This is a genomic window from Psychrobacter nivimaris (assembly GCF_009812035.1).
GTDB classification, from domain to species: Bacteria; Pseudomonadota; Gammaproteobacteria; order Pseudomonadales; family Moraxellaceae; genus Psychrobacter; species Psychrobacter nivimaris.
In genome coordinates, this window is sequence record NZ_VZIZ01000003.1 from 28,222 (window position 1) to 53,337 (window position 25,116).

Below are 25,116 nucleotides of genomic sequence, written 5' to 3' on the forward strand. Positions count from 1 at the left end.
GCGTCCGTTTAAAAGCTTATCAGTTATAGAAAGTTAATAAGCCTTTAAATAGTTAATAAAAAAGCTAGTCATATTAAATATGGCTAGCTTTTTTATTGGGTTAAATAGAACTGTTCTAAGGTTCTATTTATTTCAAGATTTTCTACTTTAAGACCTTTAAACCCGCTTTATTATCGCGCTTTGGTTTAGGCGCTTTAGCAGGACTGTTGCTAGACATTGGTGCTGAGTCGTCTTCTGGCTGATAGTTGTCATACTCTTTTGGATCAAAGAACATACCCTGTGAGTTCTCTTTTGCATAGATACCCATCACCGCAGTAAGCGGTACCCAGATTTCTTGTGATACACCACCAAAACGCGCGCTAAAATGAATATAGTCATTTTCCATACTCATGTTACCAGTAGCACGGCTAGCGATATTCAATACGATACGACCGTCTTGCACATGCTCGGTTGGTATTTGCACATTGTCAGCAGTGGCATCGACCATCAAGTATGGTGTCAGAGCGTTGTCTTCTATCCATTGATATAGTGCGCGTACCATATAAGGGCGGGTAGGTGTAATAGAGGTGGTTTCGCTCATCTAATGATTTCCTATACTAATAATTTTTAATAACTTAGATTAACACATGAAGTGCAATATCAAAGAGCAGGTGAAAAAGAGGCCTAGATGCGCTAGCATCAAAGTCTTTATCCACCGACCAAAGTGAGATTGCAACCATGAACTATACGCATCTAAGCCTAGGGGAACGATACCAGATTTATGCCCTTATAGGGGCAGAACATAGTATTAATTTTATAGCGCGGGCGTTAAACAGAAGTCCCAGTACCATATTAAGAGAAATCAGACGCAATAAAAGCCTGCGCGGTTACCGAGTCAATAACGCTCATAAGAAAGCTTGTGCAAGACGATCAAACAATGCGCTCAGCATCATCGCTGACGTATGGGACTGGGTCACAGACAAGCTTAAAGAGAACTGGAGTCCCCAGCAAATAGCAGGTGTTCATGGTGGACTCAGTCATATGAGCATTTATCGCTATATATGGACAAACAAGCGTAAGGGCGGCAGGTTATGGCAGTGTCTCAGACGTAAAGCCAAGCCTTATCGGCAGCGTTTAACTGCTGAGACTCGTGGTCGTATTAATGACAGAGTCTCTATCCATGAGCGCCCCTCCATCGTTGATGCGCGCACGCGGATTGGCGACTGGGAGGCGGATACCATTATCGGTCAGCATCACAAGCAAGCGATTGTCACGCTCGTTGAACGTAAAACAGGGCTGCTGAAGATGAAACGTGTGGATAATAAAACGGCACAGCAAGTATCAGAGGCAATGATAGAGCTCTTAAAGCCAGTGAGGTTGCAGGTTAAGACCATTACCTCTGACAATGGTAAAGAGTTTGCTCAGCATAAAAAGGTGAAACAAAAGCTCTTTAGCTCTTTCTTCTTTGCCGATGCTTATGCGTCATGGCAGCGAGGAACCAACGAAAATACCAACGGCTTGATCAGAGAGTATCTGCCTAAAGGCTGTGACTTTAGACAAGTCTCTGATGATGAGATGCAGGACATTGAGAACAAACTAAATAACAGACCAAGAAAACGCTTAGGGTTTAAAACGCCTATGCAGGCGTTCTATAATATTAATTAGCGTTGCACTTGGTGTGTTAATCTAAGTAATGAAAAATATCTCGTTCAGCAATTTATCAAATAAAAAATGCTAATTAACGTCTATCTTATTTATACTTTATTTTAGGACAGCTTTCGATACTTGTCTAATCAACGCACGCTTTTTTGGAAGCTACTACGCTCAAACACTCTCGTTTGGTATTCGAACAATGGACGGCTAATGGCACGTGGCAGCTCAATCCCCATCTCATCTAATCGCCATAATAGTGGTGCTAATAACACGTCACACCAGCCAAACTCATCAGCCATAAAATAAGGCTTATGAGCAAACAGCGGTGACAGAGTAATCAACGAATCACTAAGCTGTTTTTTGGCAACGGCAGCCTGTGCTTTATTAAAGCTATCTGGATGTGTCAGCAAGCGCTTGCCAAGTACTAACCAATCACGCTGAATGCGCCAAGCCAATTGGCGAAACTGTGCACGTTCTTGCGGTGTCTCAGGGAGCAATTTATTTGTGTGATAACGCTCTTCAAGATACTCAAAAATGACGTTAACCTCATAAAGCGCAATCTCACGCTGCTGCAATACAGGCAAGGTATGATAGGGGTTTAGCTCAGTCAAATCTTCAGGGCGCTCAGAATGCAGACGAGACAAATAGTAAGCGAGCTTTTTTTCTTCAAGTAATAGGCGTACCACATGACTGTCGTAGCCGTCATCAGCATACAAAATTAGCTGACTACTTGGAATGTCATTCGCATCAATCATGAAAGCCTAATGTTAATAGTGAAGGTTGTCATCGTAAACAAACTCGCAACGTTTATCAAGGTAGTGTACGTAAACATTAGCGCTGAGCGGCTTATTTTCTGGCTTCTCTAGTGTTTATGCTCTATATCAAGGCACAAAAAAGCACTACCGGAGTAGTGCCTTTTTTAATTCTCAGAACGGTCTGTTAACTATGACTTATTTGACATCTTTCCAGAATTCTTTATTCAATAAGTAAACTGGGATGAGCAGTACTAATAAGAATAGAATGACAAAGAAACCAATTACTTGACGGTCGTGGCGAGCAGGTTCACCCATCCACGCCATAAAGTTAACCAAGTCACCAACTTCAGATTCAAACTCTTCTTGGCTCAACTCTTCTTGCATATTATGCAATACGTGAGGCATCGCTGCATTGGCCAGTACTAAGTTGTTTGCACCCCAAGGACGGCTTGGATCTTCATAGAACGATAGTAGGTAAGTATATACCCAGTCGTCGCCACGTAGACGTGTCTCAAGTGATAGATCAGGCGGCGCTGCGCCAAACCAAGATGCTTGAATCTCAGGATCTATCTCAGCAGTAATGTGGTCACCGATTTGATCGGTAGTAACCATCAAATACTTTTCAACCAACTCAGGCGGTATCTCTAAATCTTTGGCAATGCGCGAATGACGAACGTACTTGGCTGAGTGACACCCAGCACAGTAGTTCATAAAGATCTTCGCGCCGTTTTGTAGTGAGCCCTTATTGGTAAAATCAATAGGAGCTGTACTACAAGCCAGGTGTTCATCAACGCCATCTGCATTGGTGAATGTACCGCAGCCACTGCCTGAAGCCATTGCCGTACCAGCAGTCAAGGTTAATGCCGCGCCTAAGCCTAGACCAGCTAGGGATTTAATTAGCGTGTTCATTAGTGACCTCCGGTAACGCGTTCTGGTGGCTGTTTACACTTCTCAATCGCAGTGTAGAAAGGCATCAGTAAGAAGAACAAGAAATATAGAATCGTGAATACACGAGCCATGATGGTTGCCGTTGGTGTAGCAGGCGTCGCACCCAAGTAGCCCAATACAACAAAGCTAATAGCAAAGACGGTCAGCGCAATCTTAGATAATATACCTTTGTAACGTATAGAGCGCACAGGAGACCTATCAAGCCATGGGATCAAGAACAGTACGGCAATCGCACCACCCATCGCAATCACGCCACCAAGCTTGTCAGGAACCGCACGTAAAATAGCGTAGAACGGCGTGTAGTACCATACTGGTGCAATATGTGCTGGTGTTTTCAGTGAGTTCGCTGTCTCAAAGTTTGGTGGTTCAAGGAAGAAACCGCCGCCTTCTGGGAAGAAGAATACCACTGCAAAGAAACAGATAAAGAACACTACGATACCAACCATGTCATGCACAGTGTAGTACGGATGGAATTCGATACCGTCTAATGGCACACCATTTTTATCTTTTAGCTTCTTAATATCGATGCCATCAGGGTTGTTCGAGCCCACATGATGCAATGCTACAATATGCATGAATACTAAGCCTACCAGTACTAATGGAATAGCAACAACGTGTAGCGCAAAGAAACGGTTTAGAGTAATACCAGAGATGATATAGTCACCACGTACCCATTCAGCAAGGCCATCACCAATAACAGGTAGAGCTGCAGGTAAGTTCAAGATAACCTGAGCACCCCAGAATGACATGTTGCCCCAAGGTAGTAGGTAACCGAAGAAACCTTCTGCCATAAGTGCTAGGTAGATACCCATACCGATGAGCCAGATAAGCTCACGAGGTTTTTGGTATGAACCATATAGCAAGGCTCTAAACATATGCAGGTATACAACGACGAAAAACGCAGATGCGCCGGTTGAGTGCATATAGCGAATGAGCCAACCACCTTTTACGTCACGCATGATGTATTCAACAGACGCAAATGCCCCTTCGGCACTTGGGTTGTACATCATCGTAAGCCATATACCAGTCACCAATTGGTTGACCAGTACGATCATTGATAGCACGCCAAAGAAGTACCAAAAGTTAAAGTTCTTTGGTGCGTAGTACTTTGACATATGGTATTCATAGGTTTCGGTCGCTGGAAAACGCGCGTCCACCCAATGCATTAACTTTTTACCCATACTCATATTAAGCCTCCCCAACCGTCAAGATGGTACCATCCATACCATATTCTGGAACGGGTAAATTAAGTGGTGCAGGAACGCCGCTATATACGCGACCTGCTAAGTCATATTTTGACCCGTGACACGGACAGAAAAATCCGCCGTACCAATCATTACCACCTAAATCCACCGCGCCCACATCAGGACGGTAGTTTGGTGCACAGCCCAAATGTGTGCAAACGCCTTCGACCACCAATACGGTTGGATCTAAAGAGCGAGTAGGATTTTTGCAATATTCAGGTTGTAGAGACGCATCAGACTCAGGATCAGATAATAGAGGTTTGACTGACTCTAGTCCTGCAACCATGTCTTCGGTGCGCTTAACCACATAAATAGGTTTACCACGGTATTTGACGACGATCATTTGTCCATCTTCGATAGAACCAATATCTTGGGTCACTGCAGCCCCTGCAGCCTCAGCTTTAGCGCTTGGGTACCAAGAACGGACAAAAGGTGTCGCCACGGCAGCTACCCCAGCTGCACCAATCGCGGCAGTTGAGGCAATAAGAACTCTACGGCGTTGTACATTAACGCCTTCGGCTTGGCTCATTAATACTTCCTCCAGGTGAATGAAATGGGATTATCCCACACTGGGTTTGTGGCTTAGAAAATATACAATATCAAGCCACTTTAGCTGTGCCTAATTTTGCTAATTGTTGCTATTCTAAGCTATTTCGGTGATAAAATAAATTATTGCGTTAAAAATAAAGCAACCTCAATAGGACATATTAGAAGGTTGAATATGATAATCAAACCAAAACAGTTGGATTATCAACGTTTAACGCTAACTTTGCTTTAACAAGGATTATGATGTGATGACCTTATAAATAATAAGGATTTTCAGCAATAGCGAATGATACTTGAAATTAAGGTAATGTTCACTAACTTTCACCATCTAACTACTTTGTAAGTTGCTGTAAAACAAATATCACCACTCTATATAATAAAGTGGTGATGTCTTTATAATAATTAATAATGTTTTGTCAGACTATCAGAAACTTGTTTATCGAAATACGCAATACATAGTACATGTGCGATATTCCAATAAACTCAGCTAGAGAGTTGCCAATACTAGCCTTCAAGCTCACTCCAACGTTCAAGCTTGTGCATCATCTCATCTTCGATGGTTAAGAGATGCTCACTAGCAGCTGTCGCCGCATCAAAGTCAGTATTGAACCAAGAGCCATCGGCCAGCTTTTCTTGCAGTTGAGCCTGTTCGGCTTCGAGTGCAGCGATTTCTTTTGGCAAGTTATCCAGTTCGCGTTGATCATTATAATTTAGCTTTTTGGCTGCCTTATTTGGTTTCGCTGCCGCGCCAGACTTATTTGTCGCTTTATTACTAGCCGCATTGTTGGCAGGTGCTTTGGCAGCACGGGATGCTTCTTCACGGTTCTTTTGTACGAGGTACTCTTGATAACCACCTACATACTCATTGACCACTCCTTTGCCGTCTTCATCTTCGCCAAACACCCACGTAGAGGTAACGACATTGTCCATGAATGAACGATCATGACTGATCAGCAAAATCGTACCACCAAAGCTGGCGACTGATTCTTCTAACAACTCAAGTGTTGCCATGTCCAAATCGTTGGTAGGCTCATCGAGTACCAAAATATTGGCAGGTTTTAATAACTGCTTGGCCAGTAGTACTCGGTTACGCTCACCACCAGACAGTGCTTTGACAGGTGTACGTGCACGCTCTGGGGCAAATAAAAAGTCTTGCAAGTAGCTCATGATGTGCGTCTTACGGCCACCAACTTCGACAAAGTCAGAGCCTTCCGAAACGTTTTGCGCAACGCTCGCCTCAAGATCCAATTGATCACGCAACTGATCGAAGAATGCGATTTTCAGGTTAGTACCTAATTCGACACTACCAGACTTGGTAACTTCATCATCAGACATATCGAGTAGGGCTTTAATAAGCGTAGTTTTACCAGCACCGTTAGGGCCGACAATACCAATCTTATCGCCACGCATAATAGTGGTCGTAAAATCATCTACCAAGACATTGCCATCATACTCAAGATGTAAGTTTTTAACTTTACAGACAAGCTTACCGCTTTTCTCGCCTTGGCCCATGGTGATGTTTACATTGCCCACTTGCTCACGGCGATCGCTGCGCTCTTCACGTAAGGCTTTTAGTTCACGTACACGGCCCTCATTACGGGTGCGACGTGCTTTGATACCTTGGCGAATCCAAACTTCTTCTTGTGCCAGTTTTTTATCAAAGTTGGCATTGTTCTTTTCTTCAGCTTGTAACTGTAGCTCTTTCAGCTCTTGATAGCGCGCGTAGCCACCTTCGCCTTGTGTCACGTCATAGCTGGTCAATTGGCCACGGTCAAGCTCAATAATGCGAGTCGATAGTTTATTGACGAATGCTCTATCATGAGTCACGAACAACAACGTCAGGCCTTGCCAATCCAGCAAAAAGCGCTCTAACCATTCGATACTTTCAACATCCAAATGGTTGGTTGGCTCATCTAGGAGTAGCACATCAGGCTTAGTGACTAGCGCACGAGCGAGTAACACGCGGCGTTTACGACCACCAGATAGGGATGATAAGTCGTCTTCTGGATTAAGGCCCATGGTCGTAATCAGACGCATGGCATCGCGTTCTAAGTCCCAGCCATGTACCGCATCGATATCATGCTGTAGGGTCGCCATATGCTCACAGGCATCCATATCGCCATTCGCGCACATATCGACTTGCTTATTATAGTTAATGAGCAAATCAGCTGTGCGACGACTGCCGCCCATAACGATGTCTAATATGCGACCGCTGGTCTCAGGAACGTCTTGCTCTAGCATCGCTACACGCATGCTACTGTTGGTAATAATCTCGCCACTGTCAGGCTGCAATGAGCCATTGATCAGTTTAAACAAAGTAGATTTACCTTCGCCGTTGCGGCCAATCAAGCACACACGCTCGCCTGTATTGATAGAAAAATCAATACCATCAAGAACAGGCGCGACGCCAAAGGCTAAGTGAATGTCTTTTAAATGAATCAGTGCCATAGAGTATCTTAAGCTTATATAATAGTGAGGTAGGGGTTGTTGCAAAATTGCCTGCAGTATAACATGCCACCGCGTCACTGTAGTGCGAGTAAATAGTTTTATCAGTACTATTTATTGCTTTTACTAACTGCTCCTATTCCATGACTATGTTTGTAGATTTATCACTAATCTACAGTACCTCTCAACAATTCATTCTTTCAATTTAATACTTACTATAATTTAGAGAAAAATATGAACCAACCTAAAACTACAGATAATACTTCTGATATTCAAAATGATTTGCAAGCACAAGTAATCGATTTGCAAATGAGCCTAGCGCACCTTGAAGTAACCGTCGAACGACTGGATAAGGTAATCACGCGACAAGACAGAGATATTCATACGCTGCAACGTCAATTACAGCTGATTTATAAGCAAATTGAAGGTCAGGATACAGAAAGTGGTATTGCACCATTTGATGTAATGGCAGACAGACCACCACACTATTAGTAAGTTAGAATTAGAAAGAAAAGCTTTCAATGACAAAAGATATATACGTATTTTTACATATAGATACTGTCTAATGACTATGTGGTCATAACATAGAAATAATGTGTTTTTGTAGTTGTTTTAGTGTTAAAAATTCTTTACTATCTCCCACCTCGGATGCTGATTACCTATTAATTAATACTTGGTAAAACAGTAAAACAATGCGGATGTTTGGAGATATAAAATGCGCCACACCTTTCATTTAAAAACTCTTGCAGTAGCTGTTGCTACTTTTTCTGTTGCTAGCGTCGCTAGTGCTGCTGGCCTTGATCGCTCAGGCCAAGATATCACCGCATTCCTACAAGACGGCACTTATGCAGAAGCTGTCTACACTTATATCGATGCTGACGTTACCGGTAAAGATACCTCAGGTAATAAGATCGATGACATCGCAGAGTCTTATGACTTTTTCCGTTACGGTGTAAAAACAGATATCAACGATACATTCAGTGTTGGTATCTTATATGACGAGCCTTTCGGTGCTGCCGCTGACTACGTTGGCGAAAACAATTTCGTAGATCAAAATCCTGCTTCACCTAGAAATGGTGAAGGTACTAATGTAGAAGTACGTACTGAAAGCATTACAGGTATCCTAGGTGCTAAATTTGGCGAAAATAAGAATTTCCAAGTATATGGTGGCCCAGTCGCTCAACGCGTCCAAGCTGATGTAAAACTACGTGGACAAGCTTATTCTATAGCAGATGGTTATAGTACACATATCAATGCTGACCAAGATTATGGCTGGTTAGCTGGTGTTGCTTATAGTAAGCCTGAAATTGCATTAAAAGCGGCGTTAACGTATCGTTCTGAGATTGAACATAATGCTCAAGCTTCTGAAAGTTATCCAAACGCTGTTCTTTTTGGACTTCCAACAAATAGCGGTGAAAGTATTGAGATTAAGACACCAAAATCAGTAAACTTCGATTTCCAGACAGGTATCAACTCAACAACCTTAGCGACTGCCAAAGTACGTTGGGTACCATGGAGTGATTTTGCGATTACTCCATCATCGTACAATAACGTTAGTCAAGTATTGGCAACAATACCTCAAGGCGCGGGTATTCCTGCTGAAGGCTTAGATTTGGTTAGTTATGACGATGATCAGTGGCAAGTAGAATTAGGGCTGGCAAAACGTTTGGCTCCAGCTTTAGCGGTAAGTGGTACCGTCGGATGGGATAGTGGTGCTGGCAACCCTGTTACCTCACTTGGGCCTACGGAAGGTTACTATAGCGCGGGTCTAGGTGCTAAATATAATGTCACTGAAAACTGGGCGATATCAGCTGGTGGTAAGTATCTATGGCTTGGTGATGCAGAAGGACAAATCCCAAGTAAAACGATTGTTAGTGACTTCGAAAGCAACGATGGCTTTGTACTTGGTGTAAAGGTTTCTTACCAAGCTCAGTAATTCACAACTTAGCTATATAGCAAATTTTTTAAATGTTATTGATAAAAAAGCGACCCTTCAAGAGTCGCTTTTTTTTGTGAACGATTTCTTAATAAAAATATATTTAGAAAGTTTTAAGAAAAGTAAATAGTTGCTTGGTATTAATAAGTATTATATCGAAAATCATAATAGAGGCGAGAAGTAAACGTCAACTTTCTATATATATCTTATTTGTACTGTTCAGTCATAATTTAGAAATAAAGCACTTTAATTGTTGTTTTAGTGTCAAAAAGGCATTAGTATTCAACTTAGGACAAGACTTTAGTAATATCAATATCGAGCATAGCAATGCTACATAATGGTTATTAAAGTATTAATACAACAAGGACCGTTGGAGATACACAATGCGCACTACCTTTCATTTGAAAACCCTCGCAGTAGCTATTGCTACTCTCTCTGTTGCTAGCGTAACCAACGCTGCTGGTCTGGATCGCTCAGGTCAAGATGTCACTGCCTTTTTTCAAGATGGCACTTACGCTGAAGCGGTCTATACTTATATTGACGCTGATGTAAGCGGCTACGATAGTGCGAATGTCAACCCTGGCCAAAATGACTATGAGCGCGGCAATAAAACGGGCGACATTGCTGAATCTTATGACTTCTTCCGTTATGGCGTAAAAGCAGATATTAACGATACTTTCAGTGTTGGTATCTTATACGATGAGCCATTTGGTGCTGCTGCTGAGTATACTCAAAGCAATTTTGTGGCAAGTGAAGACAGGAATGCTTCAGGAGGGGCTTTGGTAGGTGATGGTGTAGACCCACAGACTGCAGGTGCCATAGCACTAGCCGAAGCAAGTACTGCAGGTGAAAATACCAATGTAGAAGTTCGTAGCCAAAGCCTAACGGGTATCCTTGGTATGAAGTTCGGCGCGAATAAAAACTTCCAAATTTATGGTGGTCCAGTTGCTCAGCGTATCCAATCTGAAACCAAGCTGCGTGGCTTAGCTTATGGGCCTGCTAGTGGTTATACCTCAAACAGCAATCCTGATATGGATTACGGTTATATAGCAGGTATTGCCTATAGCAAGCCTGAAATTGCTCTAAAAGCAGCGTTGACTTATCGTTCTGAGATTGACCATGATATAGATATCTCTGAGAATTATCCTATAGCAGGTATTTTGGCTCAAGGAGCTGCTTTGCAGCAAGGAGCGACTCCAGCACAGGCAGCGGCTATAGGGGCTGCGGCTGCTAACCGGAACAGTAATTATGAGATTACAACCCCTAAATCAGTCAACTTTGATTTCCAAACAGGTATCAATCCGACTACTTTAGCAACGGCAAAAGTCCGTTGGGTACCATGGAGCGATTTTGCCATCACACCACCATTATATAATGACGTTAGTAAACGTAATTACGGCCCTGATGGTTTGGACTTGGTTGAATACGAAGATGACCAATGGCAAGTGGAGCTTGGTCTTGCCAAGCGTGTCGCGCCTGCACTTGCTATAAGTGGTACTGTGGGTTGGGATAGTGGTGCCGGTGATCCAACAACGTCGTTAGGTCCTGTCGATGGCTATTACAGCGTCGGTCTTGGTGCCAAATACAACGTGACGGAAAACTGGGCAGTGTCTGCTGGTGGTAAATACTTATGGTTCGGTGATGCAAAAGGTCGTCTACCTAGTGGAAAGATCGTTGGTGATTTCCAAGATAATGACGGCTTTATCGCTGGTGTGAAGCTATCTTATCAAGCGAGATAATTTGACTTTATAATAGCAACCTAACAAAGAGCGACCTATCATAGGTCGCTTTTTTATGGGCTTTCTATTACCTATTTGACTGTAAGTTCTCAAATATAGATAGAACAGCAAATATAATCTTTATAGTACTAATTCATATAGCACGACTACATTTTATTTGCCTAGTTTAGCTTAGTGTCCATATACAGCAAATACCCTTGCATTTAAGAACCTATACGCACTCGTACCTTACCGAATGAGTTGTTAATAACGTAGCATACTTGAGGTACACAAGGAAAAGATCTAAATAGATAATCAAATGTGATATTAAGAAAAGAAGTATTGTTGATAAAGGCTTACTTCGTAGAAGTGAGCAGTAGTTGGATTGCCAGATAGGCTAGGATAAGCTGGCTTAGTATATCCATCACAGAGCTATTAGATACTACTATCGCTGTCCATACTCTAGTCTTACTTGCCATAAGTTCTCTTGGTTTGATACTGTAGTAGATTGCATATACTAAATCGTTACTCATAAAAAAACCTCGCCAATAATGACGAGGTTTTTTTATAGCAATAATCTTAAGACATTACGTAAACTTATTTGTTTAAGTTTAACTCCATCTCTTTGTACTTTGCAGAAACTGAAGGTCTTGGACCACCAGTCATAATACTAACGGCAAAGATAGCGATAGTACTTAAGATAAAGCCTGGAACGATAGCATATAACCAGCTATTTAGTGCCATACCATCTACTTGGAAAGGACCATAAATCCATAGGATAACAGTCAATGCACCAACAACCATACCAGCAACAGCACCATTACGGTTCATACCACGCCATGTTAAGCTGAAGATAACCAATGGACCAAACGCAGCACCAAATCCTGCCCATGCGTTAGAAACTAGGTTCAATACTGAGCTATCTGGGTTAGACGCTAGCATAATGGCAACAATAGCAACGATGATAACTGAGATACGACCAACCAATACTTGGCGAGCTTCTGGTGCATCTTTATCAAAGAATAGTTTGTATACATCTTTGGTTAGAGAGCTAGATACAACCAATAGCTGTGATGAGATAGTACTCATAATTGCCGCTAAAATAGCTGCTAATAGGAAACCTGAAACCAATGGGTGGAACAAGAACTGAGTGAATACTAAGAAGATAGTCTCAGGATCATCCAACGTCATCGCAGTTTTTTGTACGTAGGCACGACCAGCAAAACCAGTCATTAGTGAACCAATAAGACTTACAACCATCCAGCTCATACCGATATTACGTGCAGTCGGTACATCTCTCACTGAACGAATCGCCATAAAACGTACGATAATATGCGGTTGGCCAAAGTAACCTAAGCCCCATGCCATTAACGAAATAATACCGATGACACTCATACCGCTAGTAACGTCTAAAAGGGTAGGGTCGATGTTTCTAACCGCTTCTGTAGTGGCTGAAATACCACCAAGATCAGTAAAGGCAACGACAGGTACGATTACCATGGCAAACAGCATGATGACGCCCTGTACGAAATCGGTCATAGATACCGCTAGGAAACCACCAAATAGCGTATAAGCCACAACCACACCAGCAGTAACCCATAGGCCAGTACTATACGATAGATTTAGTGAGCTTTCGAAGAGTTTACCACCACCGACAAGACTTGCAGCGGTATAGACGGTAAAGAATAGAATGATGACCACGGCTGAGATGACGCGTAGCATGTGCGACTTGTCTTCAAAGCGGTTGGCGAAATAATCAGGTAGGGTGATAGCGTTGTCAGCCACTTCGGTATAAACACGAAGGCGAGGTGCTACGATGAGATAGTTTAATAATGCACCTAATGTCAAACCTAGTGCAATCCAAATACTGACCACACCATCGGCAAACATATAACCAGGTAAGCCAAGTAGTAACCAACCTGACATATCTGATGCACCTGCAGAAAGTGCGGTTACTGCTGGGCCTAAGTTACGACCCCCTAACATATAGCCTTCAGTATCATTGGCTTGCTTAAAATAAGCGTAAACACCAATCCCAATCATCACTAAGAAATAGGCGCCGAGTGATATCAGCACGCCACTAGAAACTCCGTTCATATAAATTGTCCTTAACCAACATGGTTGGCTGTAATTATTTTTTAACTATAAAAGTTCTGTCCTACAAGGCGATGTCCAAAACAATATTTAAAGACAAAAAAAGCCATTAATTGAGACATAATGGCTTTTTTCAGTATCTTCTGTAGTTATATATGATTGATGTTGTTCTATGGCTAGCACTCATATAGAGATAGAGAACAACGGGAACATCGCATTCCACTTATCTATTGTTATTGCTCGCATCTGCTATTTATATATGAGTATTAGCAACCTATTCAATCTAAACCATTAAACCTACTGTTAAACATCATATCTTACTAGAAGTATTCAATATATGACTATCAGTGTCCTTGTGGTAAATTTTTGTTATAAAAACAACGTCAAGCGTATTATAACGCATGAGAGTCACAAATGCGAATAGCTTAATGGTTAGACTGTTATAGCGAGCTCTTTTTATTCAATAGGCGCAAGTAAGTCTAGTAGGGCGGTCACGCTGCTAGATTGAGTTAATTTTGGATTGATGACCACACCTAAATAGCGTTGTAATTCAATATTGTCAGCCATATCGATACGTTCCAAGTCTTGACTGACCATCGTTTGTGGTAGTACTGACCAACCAAGACCAACAGATACCAGCATACGGATAGACTCAAGAGGGTTGGTGCTCATCGTGGCATAAGGCTTCAGATTGTGCTTGGCAAACTCAGCCAAGGTAATCTGACTGGTAAAGGTATTGGCAGAAGGCAAAATGGCAGGATAGCGCGCTAACTGCTCCAACGTCACATTAGATTTAGTAGCCAAAGGTGATAGCGTACCCGTCATAAAATAAAGAGGGTCTGACCAGAGCGTGTGATAAGTTAAGCGCTTATCGTAGACAGGTGGAAGCGTAACAAAGGCTAAAGACAAATCACCATCTAGTACTGCTTTATGAGCTTTTTCAGAATCTACGAAGTGTACTTCTAACTGAACAGCTGGATAAGCTTGAATAAAGTGTTTAAGGACAGGTGCTAAATGATGTAGGCCAATATGATGGCTAGTACCAATGACTAATTTGCCAGAAACGATATGCTGAGAATGCTGCAAGTTGATTTTAAAGTTCTCATAATCTTCCAGCCAACGCTTGGCATGAGGTAGCATTTCACTGGCAGCTTGAGTAGGTACAATTCCACGTCCTACCGTATCAAACAAGGTAATGTTAAACTCGTCTTCTAAGTTTTTGATACGTTTACTGACAGCAGGCTGCGTGATAAACAGCTTTTCTGCGGCGCCTGAGATACTGCCAGTGTGCATAACGGTAACGAATGTCGTCAAGTTTGTGGTGTTCAAACGAATGTCCTTAGCTACTCTAGGAGCTATAAATAAAAGTTGGCTGACCCAATCACAACGTATTAGAAATAAAAGTTTGCGTCTGGTTAAAAATCATCAATTATTATTATAGGATTTGCCTGCTATAATCACAAGACATCGAGGCGTATTGTGACATATTTATTCTGAAAAACTGGCTATTTGCCACTTAAAACGTATTTTAAGCGTTAATTTTAGTCATATGTTGAGTCTCATGAGGAAATAATATTTAAATCTTAGATATGACAGTAATTATTAAAAATTATAGATAGACATAGCATCTTAGCTTGGCAATGTGCAAGTAAGTAAAAAATTAAGTAATTAGTAACCTATAAAGGATAGCAACATGGCTGGTCAAACGTTATATGACAAACTTTGGAACGCTCACGAAGTCACTAAGCGAGACGATGGTTCGAGCCTGATTTATATCGACCGCCACCTGTTGCACGAAGTGACGAGTCCACAAGCATTTGAAGGGTTGGAGTTGGCAAATAGAGCGCCATGGCGTCTATCGGCTAACATTGCCAGTCCAGATCACAATGTGCCGACCGTCACAAAAGAGCGCTTAGAAGGAGTACCGGGGATTAAAGACAAAGTATCACGCTTGCAGGTTGTCACGTTGGACGATAACTGCACCAAGTTTGATATTGCTGAATTTACTATAAATGATGCGCGTCAGGGAATTTTGCACGTGGTCGGTCCAGAGCAAGGTTTGGTCTTGCCGGGTATGACGGTTGTTTGCGGTGATTCGCATACAGCGACCCACGGAGCACTTGGTTGCTTGGCTCACGGTATCGGAACCTCCGAAGTTGAGCATGTATTGGCAACGCAGTGTTTGATTCAAAAGAAATCAAAAAATATGCAGATCCGTGTCACTGGTCAACTTGGTGCTGGTGTCACTTCAAAAGATGTGGTGTTAGCTATTATTGCAAAAATCGGTACAGCAGGTGGAACAGGACACGCGATTGAATTTGCAGGTCAAGTGTTCGAAGACATGAGTATGGAAGGTCGCATGACCGTCTGTAACATGGCGATTGAAGCAGGCGCGCGTGTCGGTATGGTTGCGGTCGATGAAACGACGATTGACTATGTTAAAGGTCGTCCATATGCGCCAAGCGAAGCACAATGGGAACAAGCGGAAGCCTACTGGCGTACACTATATTCAGACGATGACGCGGTATTTGATACTGTAGTGGAAATCGACGGTAGTCAGATCGCACCGCAAGTATCTTGGGGTACATCGCCTGAGATGGTGGTAGATATCACGCAATCTGTACCGACACCAGATCAAGCCATTGATGAAGCTCAAGAAGAAGGCTGGTTACGCGCTTATACTTATATGGGGCTAGAAGCTGGTCAGAAAATTACGGATATTCAACTTGACCGTATATTTATTGGTTCATGTACCAATTCACGTATCGAAGATTTACGTGATGCGGCAGCGGTAATCAAAGGTCGCAAAGTTGCTGATAACGTAAAGGAAGCGATCGTTGTTGCAGGCTCTGGACAAGTGAAACTGCAAGCAGAAGCAGAAGGCTTAGATGCCTTGTTTACCGCAGCTGGTTTTGAATGGCGTGAGCCGGGCTGCTCAATGTGTCTTGCGATGAATGCAGACAAGCTTGAGCCGCAAGAGCACTGTGCCTCAACGTCTAATCGTAATTTTGAAGGTCGTCAGGGTAATGGTGGTCGTACGCATTTGGTAAGCCCAGCAATGGCAGCTGCAGCAGCATTGGCAGGTCATTTTGTAGACGTTCGTACGTTTTAAGTCTGATAATAAGTAACTGATATTATGCTTATATCAACGATAAATATATGAGCATGACGTCAAAGATGGTAAAAAATTATTTACTGTTCAATACGCTTATCAAGATCATCAGCCAGCAAAAATATAATTGATAGGAAATTTTATGCAAGCTTATAACACCCAAACAGGTATCGTTTGCCCGTTAGATCGCGCAAACGTCGATACCGACCAAATTATCGCAAAACAGTTTTTGAAGTCTATTAAACGTACAGGTTTTGGCGTGAATCTATTTGACGATTGGCGCTATCTTGACGAAGGCTATCCTGGTCAAGACAACAGCACACGAGTCATCAATCCAGACTTTGTATTGAATAAACCGCGTTATCAAGGTGCTACTATCTTGCTAGCACGTAGAAACTTTGGTTGTGGCTCTAGTCGTGAGCATGCACCTTGGGCGTTATCAGAGTATGGTTTCCGTACGGTAATTGCGCCTAGTTTTGCAGATATTTTCTACAATAATTGCTTTAAAAACGGTATGTTACCGATTGTGTTGGATGAAGCGATTGTAGATACGTTAATGAAGGCAACTTTTGATAACGAAGGCTATGAGTTGACCGCCGATCTTGAGCGTCAAGTCGTTATCACACCAACTGGTGAAGAGTATGCCTTTGAAGTGGATGCCTTTCGCAAACATTGCTTGTTAAACGGATTGGATGACATTGGTTTAACCTTACAACAAAGTGATGCTATCAAAAATTATGAGCAACAAATGATGCAAAAAACACCGTGGATATTTAACGACGTAAGAGCGTAGAGGGTCATTCTATAGTCTACTGCTTATAAAACTGCGAGTAGTCGCAACGCAGCGTTGAGTTATGGCGGTGAACTGTCTAAAATGAAGAATAGTTTTTCACTACATTTTATTATCTCTCTTGAATAGTAGCCGCCATTATGAATACAAAACGTTATGCTCTATGGACAAGTACAATCGTTGCTGCAAGCTTATTATTGTCAGGCTGTCAGCTATTGACGGGCTATCAAAAAATAGATGAAGCAGAGAGTGCTGAAGCATGGGTGGGTAAAATTAAACCTATTGCTGGTGAAGTAAATATTGCCTGTGTGGGTACATATCATTGCGAAATTGTGCAGATAGATAAAACACTCATTATCGCGCCTAATAGTCACGAGCCAATCAATCCTCAGATTATGACAGCCTTACCACGTCAAGAAGGTATGGCAAAAACATCAATGAATATGGATATGACGCCACTCGTCAATAAAAATGCCATAAAAGTTGTGCCGTTAGCGCCTTCGAGTATGCCAGGATTGACCAACTACTATGCACGGGTCATGCCTGCCAAACACGAGGTTCATGTTAATTTTTATCCAGAAAACAATATGGGCTATATTGAGCGTTTCGCGATGATTCATGATTTCACTGAAGCAGGTACTTATCAGTTGCGCGCTTATCAAAAAAAGAACACCGAAAAATCAGGCAGTCTATTAGACACAGCATCACCTGAGCCTTTATGTATTGAGCTATTGCAAGGTACTCAAGTACAGCGCCGATTCTGCAAGCAACTAGACGCTGAGCATCAAGGCGAGTTTGTAGAGACGGGTATGGTCAAAGCAGTAACATCAGCACCCAAAGCCAAAAAATGGCAGCATAAAATATGAGACTGAAAAGCTCAAAAATATAATCAACCAATAAAAATATTTCCAAAAGGATCAGTATGGCAACGATTTTAACATTAGCGGGTGATGGTATTGGCCCTGAAATTATGACCCAAGCCATTGACGTGCTCAAAGCTATCAATGATAAGTTTTCACTTGATTTAACGCTTGAGTCTGGATTGATTGGCGGTGTGGCTATTGATGCAACTGGTGAGCCTTTACCAGATGAGACATTGGCCCGTGCTCGCGCCGCAGATGCCGTATTGCTAGGTGCGGTCGGTGGTCCTAAATGGGATGCAATCGAGCGTAGTAAACGCCCTGAGCGCGGTCTATTAAAAATCCGCGGTGAGCTTGGTTTATTTGCCAACTTACGCGTAGCCAAGCTCTATTCACAGTTAGCTAACGCCTCTAGTATCAAACCTGAAATTATCTCAGGTTTAGATCTATTGATCGTTCGTGAGCTGACAGGCGGTATCTATTTTGGCGAGCCTCGTGGTATTCGCACACTAGAAAATGGTGAGCAGCAAGGCTATAACACGATGGTGTATAGTACAAGTGAGATTCAGCGTATTGGTAAAGTTGCTTTTGAATTAGCAAAAACGCGTGCACAAGCAGCAGGCACAGCAGCTAAGGTATGTTCAGTTGATAAAGCCAATGTATTGGAAGTCACCGAGCTGTGGAAACAGACGATGATCGAGATGCAGCAAGCTGACTATAGTGATGTGGCGTTATCACATATGTATGCTGACAATGCTTGCATGCAGTTGATTAAAGATCCTAAACAATTCGATGTCATGGTGACGGGAAACATGTTTGGCGATATCCTATCTGATGAAGCTGCAATGTTGACAGGCTCTATCGGTATGTTGCCATCAGCGAGCTTAGATGAGTCAGGTAAGGGCATGTATGAGCCGTGTCATGGTTCAGCGCCTGATATCGCAGGACAAGATAAAGCTAATCCATTAGCGACTATCTTATCTGTTGCTATGATGCTGCGTTACACCTTCAAGCAAGAAGAAGCGGCACAAGCAATTGAGCAAGCAGTCAGTGATGTGCTTGATGATGGTTTACGTACGCTAGATATTTTAGATAGCAGCGAAGCTGGACTTAAGCAGGTAGGCTGTAAAGAAATGGGTCAAGCGGTTTTGGCCAAACTGATATAAGTTAACTTGCGTTTAAAGGCTATTCCTATATAGCATTTTCCACAGTCTTAGTTTGCGTGTTGTATACCCATAGGCTACCAAGTGGCGTATGGGTTTTTTATCGTTTATTTGTTAGCTTATCTATAAGTATCGTATTAACAGAGACGCTGTACAACAAAGCTCCTTTTAACACAAAGCTGTTATATGCTCACAAGGTAATATGACAATATTAGTAGCTTATAAAGGAGCTAAAATATTTCGCTTTTAGCAAAAGTAAAATATCCAAAATCTAGATGCCAAAGGTAAGTTCTAAAAATCCAAAAAACTGTAGTATTTGAAAACTGAAAATAAAAATAGAACTTTTTAAATGAGGAGTATTACATGTATCAATTAACAAGAATCAGTAAAGCATTAACAGTGATTAGTCTCTCTAGCTTACTATTCATGGGGCAAAGCATTGCAGCAGAGACAACGGATAGTGTGAGCTCAAGTGATAGAGTCAAGTCTCCGGCTGAAATGAGTCCAGTGACTAATGGCGTAAGTCAAAAATTAACAGGAGATAGCAAAGCTGCGACTTCATTGAATAAGCTACTGCCTACTATTAAATACACAACTGAGAACCTATCTGACAATGCAAAAAAGATAAACAATGTCACTTGGACGGCGGATGCAGAGATCGATCGTAATATAGGAACAAAGCTGCAGGCTCTATTAAACTGGCATCATAACGGAGTAGGGCCTGTCGATGGCTACTGGGGCAAAAATACTCGCAAAGCCATGCAGGCGTTTCAAAAAGCGAATGGTTTAGACGTAACTGATACGTTAAACGCTGAGACGTGGCAAGCGCTGACCAAAAATGAGAAGCTCACGACTCAACCAGTACTAGTTAGTTATCAGCTTACTGAAGCAGACGTGAATGTCAAAACCACAACCATACCTGCTGATTCTGTTGCCAAATCCAAGCTTGAGGGAATGTACTACGAAAGTCTTACTGAGGCATTGGCAGAGAAGTTTCATATCAGTGAGAAATATTTAAAATCGCTTAATCCTGATGCCAGTTTTACTGCGGGTGAAATTATCACGGTATACAACCCTGGCAATCCTAACACTAAGCCTGTGCATCGCGTTGTCGCTGATAAAGCCACTGAGACACTCTACGCTTATGATGAGAACAATAACTTGATTGCTAGCTATCCGACGACAGTGGGTAGTACAGCGACACCATCACCAACAGGTACGCATACTGTCAAGGTAAAGGTGCATGAGCCCAACTATACTTATACGGCCAATGACGGTAGCAAGTCTATCATTCCACCAGGTCCTAACAATCCAGTGGGTTCAGTATGGATTGGACTTAGTAAACCAACTTATGGCATTCATGGATCGCCAGATCCTGCTCGTATCAGTCGTCAAGCATCAGCAGGTTGTGTGCGTTTGACCAATTGGGATGCGCTTAGTTTGCTCGGAGTCATAAAAAACGGCGCGACTGTCGAATTTAGTTAAATGTGATAGTACTAAATCATAAAAAATGGACAAAAAAATACCGCTAAAATCTAGCGGTATTTTTTGTGGTAAGTAGAAACAGTCAATACTAAATAACTAAAATATTGATAGGCAATAATGAGCAGATTAGCATTTTCATTATTATTATCAGTTTCACTACCCAAGCGTCATATCAGCTATAACGTAGCTATTCGGCTATTGGCTGTATCTTACCAATGCTAATACTTTCATAACCATATTGGTCAGTCAGTATTTAGTTTTTTCCACGGTAGGTGATACGGCCTTTAGATAGGTCATAAGGTGTCATTTCAACTTTAACCTTATCACCTGTCAAGATACGAATATAATGCTTACGCATCTTACCAGAAATATGCGCAATGATTTCGTGCCCGTTTTCTAAACGAACTTTGAACAAAGTATTAGGAAGGGTATCAATGACTTCGCCTTCAAATTCAATAATATCGTCTTTTGCCATAATTTGTATCAATCAATTAAAAAATAAGCCCATATTATACGTAAGTTAGCGGATTAAAGCAATACGAACCTGCTTTTTACTTGACAGCATGTGAGTGATATGTATGTCAAATTATATCGATTTAGTCAGGTAGGTTTAACCAAAGAGGCGTTAGGGGTGCATCTGGTAATAAGCTTTGAAAACGTTCAGGATAATAGGCATTGATAAAATATAGTCCATCACCTGAAGCGGTAGGTGGTGCAATCGTTCTATCTTTTTTGTGCAAAATATTCAAAAAATCTGCTGGTTCTAGCTCATGTCTACCAATGGCATATAATGTACCCATCAAATTGCGAACCATATGATGTAAAAATCCATCTGCTTGTATATCAAAAACGATAAATTGGCCATGAGCAAAAAGGTTGGCATGGCTAGTCGTACGCACCGGTTGATTGGATTGACAGGCCGCAGCACGGTAACTGCTAAAATCATGTGTACCGACGATATCGGCTGCTGCTTGCTGCATGGCTTCTAAATCAAGCGGATCATAGATATGAGTTACTTGATGATTTAGTATGGCAGGGCGCTGTGCTTGATTGAGCGTAATATAACGATAGCGACGAGCAATAGCACCAAAACGCGCATGAAAATCAGCTGGCATGGGTTGTACCCAGCGTAGAGCAATATCATCGGGAAGTAAGCTGTTTACACCACGCAACCAATTATGAGTAGGACGATACGCATGAGTTGTAAAATGGGCAATCATATTGCTAGCATGTACACTGGCATCAGTACGCCCAGCTGCGATGACTTCTACAGGCTCGTTAGCCACTTTGCCGATAGCTGTTTCTAAGGCTTCTTGTACGCCCAAAACCTCTCGTTGTCGTTGCCAGCCATGATAATGAGTTCCTAAGAACTCAATAGCAATCGCTAAAGTGTAGGTTGATTCAGTTTCGATAATTTCAGTCTCAGACATTAGGGTTTCTAAACTTATAAAGTGGGAATTAATTAAAAGGTGCTTATCGCTTTTTGATGCTAGTGCCAGTTTGATTGACGTTATTTAACCAACGCTGTCTGCGTCTTGCTGGACTATCATAGCGAAGTAACAACCATAGTAATCGGGCATAAATAGCAGGTATGGTCAAACGCCCACCAGCAATGACATGATGCTCGTACTGCCAACTGCCCGCCGCATAGCTGTCGCTGACGCCGCCAAACGGACATTGACTGGCCGATATCACCATATGTCCACGCTCATGAGCAAGGTTAAGTGTCTCTGCTAGTGCAGCTGAGTAAGGGATATTACCGGAGCCAAATCCTAGTAGAATAATGCCACATGGTGGCTGCGACAATAAAGCTTGTAGCTGGTTGTTTATCATCGAAACATCGTTAGGTAGGCAGTATAGAGCATGAACACTCGCGTTTTCAGCGCGTGCTTTAATAATGGACAGCAAGTCTTGTTGGTCATCAAGCCAATGTTGCCTACGCGTGTCAGGTAGATTTTTTATATAGCTATTGGCTGGATAAGCGGCGCGAGAATGACCAGTAAATGCCATCAGATCATGGCTGTGAATTTTTTGTACCGTTTGAGCAGGCCATGATTCACCCCCAAAACTAATCTTCACACCTGATTCGCCAGCAGCGGCTAGTTTTAATGAGTTGTTGAGATTGCCCCAAGCATCGCTATGTTCGTCGATGTTATAGGAATGCAATATTTCACTGTCTAATAATGGGCGCATACTTGCGGTCAGAACAATACAAATATCACTACCTGCAAACGCTTCTGCTAAAAATGCGCCTAAGTAACTCAACGTATCCGTGCCAGTGATGAGTACAAAGCGTCTATCACCTTTGGTATAAGCATTTAGTAGTAGTTGATAGAAATGCGTAAAATCACTAGGGGTAAGTTGGCTGCTGTCTTTGATCAGGGTGTTTTCTAACCATGAGACTGTCGGTAAGTTACTCGTACTGTCTTGTGCAGATAAAAGCTTTTGTAGGGTAGGCAAAAACACTTCTGCTGATAGTGGCGCTAAAGGTCTGCCGTAGCTACCAAAGGTACCACCAGCATAAATCAGTTGAATAGGATCGGGTAGATTTTTGAGCATAACAGAAGATGGCATAGTATCAACACAGTAAACAATTATGGAAGAAAAGAGGCGCTAGAGGATTGAGCAACGATGGCTGAAGGGTTCAATAATAGATAGTATTAGAGTTAAATGCAAAAAAAATCAGCAAACATTCCGTGATTAGGAAGTACTTGCTGATAAGAGACTAGACTATTAACTACGCAGTACGTTCAAGTAATAGCTGTGCTTGCTGTTTCTGCTCACTGGTACCTTGAGCTATCACCTCATTGAGTAGACGCTTTGCACTGTCATATTCACCCAGTTGCAGATATTGATCTGCCAAGTCTAACGTCACTTGATTACTGTCTAACGACTTTACAAAATCAAAATCTGCTGCGAACCGTGATGAGAAGTCTTCTGCTGATTCAGTCTCTTGAGGCGTGATAGAAGTGTCACTCTCAACTGGCGCAGCTGTAGAGACTGGAGTATTGGTCGACGGAGCGTCGAATAGAGAATCAGCATCGTCAATATTAAAATCATCGTCTATCAGCGTATTGTCATCAAACCTCAATGATGCAGTAGGTGCGACATTCGATTCTTCAACATCATTAATCTCGATATCATCATTGAGTAATGGTTCCTCGAAATTAATATCTGTAAAGCTCTCTTCTTCAAAGGTCGTGCTCTCAGAAGTACTGTTTCCAAAATCAGTATTTTCCAGAATGAAATTGTCGAAACTACTGTCGTTTTCAGTCGTAGATAGGTCGTCATTGGAGACAGTATTGATATCATCTAATGTATCTAGACTGCCCAAAGATAAAGCAAAGTCATCTTCACCGTTTTGGATAGTATCAATAGAGTGTGGTTCTGAATTCGTAGATATGTCATTAGTGACGACGTCGTCTTTGTCTGCATCGGCTGCTAAATCATCGAAGTCTAATATAAAGTCTTCTTCTAGTACTGCTTTCTCATTGTCATCATGTGAGAGGTTAGTGTCTATAGATGATTCATTCGAAGTATCATCAAATGAATCAAAGTCAAACTCAAAGTCACTAAGATCGTCATTTTCGTTATTACTAACATTATCGTTAGCAGAGCTCTCTAAAACGTCGTTATCTACATTGTCTAACGGTATGACAGGCGTTTCACTTGTCATATTAGGCGCAGCGAAATCGTTCTCTAAATCGCTGAGCGTCAGATCAAAGCTATCATTCGGATTTTCGGTAATAGAACTAACATTATCGACTTTGTCTGATAACTCTAAGCTGTCGATAGGTTCATTTATTGCAGTATCGTTATTACTTTCTTCAATTGACTGGTGATCTACTGTATTAGTACTATCATTCTGACTAATAGGCAAATCGAAGTCGATAGCGTCAAAATCATCTTTGGCATTGTCCGTTGCCAGTGTTTGCGCAGCGGCAGGTTCTAATTCATCAAACGATAGATTTCTTATCTCGTCTGCTTGAGCGATAGTCTGACTGTCGTTATGATTTCTTATAGACTCATAAATATTATTAAAATCTTCTGGCTGATTTATCGTCGCGTATATGCTGAGTAGTTTAAGAGACAATGCACTGTTATGAGGTTTTTCACTTAGACCACGTTTAATGGTTTCGATCGCCTTGTCATAGCGCTGCTGATCCATAAAACGCTGAGCAATAGTGATATGGTCAAATTTATGGCTATTGCTGACATTAGTGTGGGTAGGAGTACCATAATCTACTTTTGGTGATGTAGTAGACGTATCTTTTCTTGCATTAATAGGCGATGATGACGATTTTTGCGCCTTATTTTTGCGCAAGAATAAAGCAGCCACTAACAGAATAAGCGCCAATCCGGCGATGATATATAGCATATTGTCCATA

The 25,116-nt window shown here is 42.0% G+C and carries 22 protein-coding genes; 9 read left to right on the forward strand and 13 right to left on the reverse strand.

Features of this window, described 5'->3' with window-relative positions:
- Window positions 1-142: 142 nt before the first annotated feature.
- The gene (locus FQV37_RS00850; protein WP_160020908.1) at window positions 143-580 is read right to left on the reverse strand and encodes a ClpXP protease specificity-enhancing factor; all 438 of its coding nucleotides are present in this window, start codon (window positions 578-580) and stop codon (window positions 143-145) included.
- A 137-nt stretch (window positions 581-717) separates the two neighbouring features.
- Between FQV37_RS00850 and FQV37_RS00855 the strand changes: the two genes are divergently transcribed.
- Window positions 718-1,644, forward strand: coding sequence for an IS30 family transposase (locus FQV37_RS00855; protein ID WP_160020909.1), 927 nt, complete (start codon window positions 718-720; stop codon window positions 1,642-1,644).
- A 128-nt stretch (window positions 1,645-1,772) separates the two neighbouring features.
- Here the strand turns inward: FQV37_RS00855 and FQV37_RS00860 are convergent, their stop codons facing one another.
- The 5 genes from FQV37_RS00860 to FQV37_RS00880 all read right to left on the reverse strand — a co-directional run bounded on the left by FQV37_RS00860 (window position 1,773) and on the right by FQV37_RS00880 (window position 7,573).
- Window positions 1,773-2,387, reverse strand: coding sequence for a glutathione S-transferase N-terminal domain-containing protein (locus FQV37_RS00860; RefSeq protein WP_160020910.1), 615 nt, complete (start codon window positions 2,385-2,387; stop codon window positions 1,773-1,775).
- A gap of 195 nt (window positions 2,388-2,582) precedes the next feature.
- Window positions 2,583-3,296 (reverse strand): cytochrome c1, encoded by a 714-nt coding sequence (locus tag FQV37_RS00865; protein ID WP_101205476.1) that lies wholly within the window; start codon window positions 3,294-3,296, stop codon window positions 2,583-2,585.
- Window positions 3,296-4,501: a cytochrome b gene (locus FQV37_RS00870; protein WP_179798892.1), complete on the reverse strand. Its 1,206-nt coding sequence runs from the start codon at window positions 4,499-4,501 to the stop codon at window positions 3,296-3,298. The genes FQV37_RS00865 and FQV37_RS00870 overlap by 1 nt, the downstream gene beginning before the upstream one ends.
- A gap of 22 nt (window positions 4,502-4,523) precedes the next feature.
- Window positions 4,524-5,108, reverse strand: coding sequence for a ubiquinol-cytochrome c reductase iron-sulfur subunit (gene petA / locus FQV37_RS00875; protein WP_057759305.1), 585 nt, complete (start codon window positions 5,106-5,108; stop codon window positions 4,524-4,526).
- 521 nt (window positions 5,109-5,629) lie between these two features.
- Window positions 5,630-7,573 (reverse strand): ATP-binding cassette domain-containing protein, encoded by a 1,944-nt coding sequence (locus FQV37_RS00880; RefSeq protein WP_160020911.1) that lies wholly within the window; start codon window positions 7,571-7,573, stop codon window positions 5,630-5,632.
- A gap of 231 nt (window positions 7,574-7,804) precedes the next feature.
- Between FQV37_RS00880 and FQV37_RS00885 the strand changes: the two genes are divergently transcribed.
- From FQV37_RS00885 to FQV37_RS00895, 3 genes are all read left to right on the forward strand, one after another.
- Window positions 7,805-8,062, forward strand: coding sequence for a SlyX family protein (locus FQV37_RS00885; protein ID WP_160020912.1), 258 nt, complete (start codon window positions 7,805-7,807; stop codon window positions 8,060-8,062).
- A gap of 223 nt (window positions 8,063-8,285) precedes the next feature.
- On the forward strand, window positions 8,286-9,506 hold the full coding sequence (locus FQV37_RS00890) for an OmpP1/FadL family transporter (protein WP_160020913.1): 1,221 nt from the start codon (window positions 8,286-8,288) through the stop codon (window positions 9,504-9,506).
- 383 nt (window positions 9,507-9,889) lie between these two features.
- A complete protein-coding gene (locus FQV37_RS00895; RefSeq protein ID WP_102094927.1) occupies window positions 9,890-11,245 on the forward strand; it encodes an outer membrane protein transport protein in 1,356 nt (451 codons plus the stop codon).
- Between the two features lie 335 nt (window positions 11,246-11,580).
- Here FQV37_RS00895 and FQV37_RS00900 read toward each other — a convergent pair whose 3' ends face one another.
- The 3 genes from FQV37_RS00900 to FQV37_RS00910 all read right to left on the reverse strand — a co-directional run bounded on the left by FQV37_RS00900 (window position 11,581) and on the right by FQV37_RS00910 (window position 14,647).
- Window positions 11,581-11,757, reverse strand: a complete 177-nt coding sequence (locus tag FQV37_RS00900; protein ID WP_160020914.1) for a hypothetical protein — start codon at window positions 11,755-11,757, stop codon at window positions 11,581-11,583.
- 64 nt (window positions 11,758-11,821) lie between these two features.
- A complete protein-coding gene (gene putP, locus FQV37_RS00905; RefSeq protein ID WP_160020915.1) occupies window positions 11,822-13,321 on the reverse strand; it encodes a sodium/proline symporter PutP in 1,500 nt (499 codons plus the stop codon).
- A 453-nt stretch (window positions 13,322-13,774) separates the two neighbouring features.
- Window positions 13,775-14,647 carry a LysR family transcriptional regulator gene (locus tag FQV37_RS00910; RefSeq protein WP_101205469.1) on the reverse strand — a complete coding sequence of 291 codons (873 nt, stop codon included), beginning with the start codon at window positions 14,645-14,647 and terminating at the stop codon, window positions 13,775-13,777.
- Between the two features lie 364 nt (window positions 14,648-15,011).
- Here FQV37_RS00910 and leuC point away from each other — a divergent pair, with 364 nt between their 5' ends.
- The 5 genes from leuC to FQV37_RS00935 all read left to right on the forward strand — a co-directional run bounded on the left by leuC (window position 15,012) and on the right by FQV37_RS00935 (window position 20,728).
- Window positions 15,012-16,430 carry a 3-isopropylmalate dehydratase large subunit gene (leuC, locus tag FQV37_RS00915; protein ID WP_160020916.1) on the forward strand — a complete coding sequence of 473 codons (1,419 nt, stop codon included), beginning with the start codon at window positions 15,012-15,014 and terminating at the stop codon, window positions 16,428-16,430.
- Window positions 16,431-16,572: 142 nt separating this feature from the next.
- Window positions 16,573-17,223 carry a 3-isopropylmalate dehydratase small subunit gene (gene leuD, locus FQV37_RS00920; RefSeq protein WP_160020917.1) on the forward strand — a complete coding sequence of 217 codons (651 nt, stop codon included), beginning with the start codon at window positions 16,573-16,575 and terminating at the stop codon, window positions 17,221-17,223.
- A 137-nt stretch (window positions 17,224-17,360) separates the two neighbouring features.
- Complete coding sequence (locus FQV37_RS00925; RefSeq protein ID WP_160020918.1) at window positions 17,361-18,086, forward strand: hypothetical protein; 726 nt, start codon at window positions 17,361-17,363, stop codon at window positions 18,084-18,086.
- Window positions 18,087-18,142: 56 nt separating this feature from the next.
- Window positions 18,143-19,246 (forward strand): 3-isopropylmalate dehydrogenase, encoded by a 1,104-nt coding sequence (gene leuB / locus FQV37_RS00930; RefSeq protein ID WP_160020919.1) that lies wholly within the window; start codon window positions 18,143-18,145, stop codon window positions 19,244-19,246.
- 360 nt (window positions 19,247-19,606) lie between these two features.
- Window positions 19,607-20,728, forward strand: coding sequence for a L,D-transpeptidase family protein (locus FQV37_RS00935; protein ID WP_160020920.1), 1,122 nt, complete (start codon window positions 19,607-19,609; stop codon window positions 20,726-20,728).
- Window positions 20,729-20,981: 253 nt separating this feature from the next.
- Here FQV37_RS00935 and infA read toward each other — a convergent pair whose 3' ends face one another.
- The 4 genes from infA to FQV37_RS00955 form a co-directional block, all read right to left on the reverse strand.
- Window positions 20,982-21,203, reverse strand: coding sequence for a translation initiation factor IF-1 (gene infA / locus FQV37_RS00940; protein WP_021814850.1), 222 nt, complete (start codon window positions 21,201-21,203; stop codon window positions 20,982-20,984).
- 121 nt (window positions 21,204-21,324) lie between these two features.
- Window positions 21,325-22,158: a tRNA pseudouridine(38-40) synthase TruA gene (gene truA / locus FQV37_RS00945; RefSeq protein ID WP_160020921.1), complete on the reverse strand. Its 834-nt coding sequence runs from the start codon at window positions 22,156-22,158 to the stop codon at window positions 21,325-21,327.
- Between the two features lie 43 nt (window positions 22,159-22,201).
- A complete protein-coding gene (locus FQV37_RS00950) occupies window positions 22,202-23,302 on the reverse strand; it encodes an asparaginase (protein WP_240990901.1) in 1,101 nt (366 codons plus the stop codon).
- Window positions 23,303-23,465: 163 nt separating this feature from the next.
- Window positions 23,466-25,115 (reverse strand): FimV/HubP family polar landmark protein, encoded by a 1,650-nt coding sequence (locus FQV37_RS00955; protein WP_160020922.1) that lies wholly within the window; start codon window positions 25,113-25,115, stop codon window positions 23,466-23,468.
- Window position 25,116 lies beyond the last annotated feature (1 nt).